Source organism: Pseudomonas sp. AL10 (assembly GCF_029960685.1).
In the GTDB taxonomy this organism is placed as follows: domain Bacteria; phylum Pseudomonadota; class Gammaproteobacteria; order Pseudomonadales; family Pseudomonadaceae; genus Aquipseudomonas; species Aquipseudomonas lactis.
In genome coordinates this window covers 1-396 of sequence record NZ_JASBQZ010000100.1, presented here as the reverse complement: position 1 = coordinate 396, position 396 = coordinate 1, and the positions used below count along the sequence as shown (strand labels likewise).

Below are 396 nucleotides of genomic sequence, written 5' to 3'. Positions count from 1 at the left end.
AATGCAGTTCCCAATAGCTGGTCTGTACGGTCTTTACTGGCGCATTGGGGTCACCCCGTGGGGGCATTACGCTTTCGGCTTGCCCGCCTACGTACAACGGGCTTCGCCCGTCGTCACGCACCTCATGCATTTGCAGGCTGGACACCGTGAAAGCATCCGGGCTTGAGGCATAAGGGCCATTGAGGCGAGACCCACGACGCATCTCCCAGGTGATGGATTCGAAACTGGGGTGCTTATCGTCGTTGCCGTAGTAAACGTAGGTTTGAGGGTGGTAAGACCCAGCAATATCCTGGTGAAACTCTTTTGCGCTCCGGATGTTATTCGCGAAATCTTTCCAAGTAATCGGATCCCCATCCTTCGGTGCCAACCACTCTTCACGCAACAATCCCCACCAGC

Annotated in this window: 1 pseudogene; it reads right to left on the bottom strand. The window is 55.3% G+C overall.

The features are described from left to right. Positions 1 to 202, bottom strand: a pseudogene (locus tag QK296_RS28980) (alpha/beta hydrolase); the annotation flags it as partial. Positions 203 to 396: the final 194 nt, after the last annotated feature.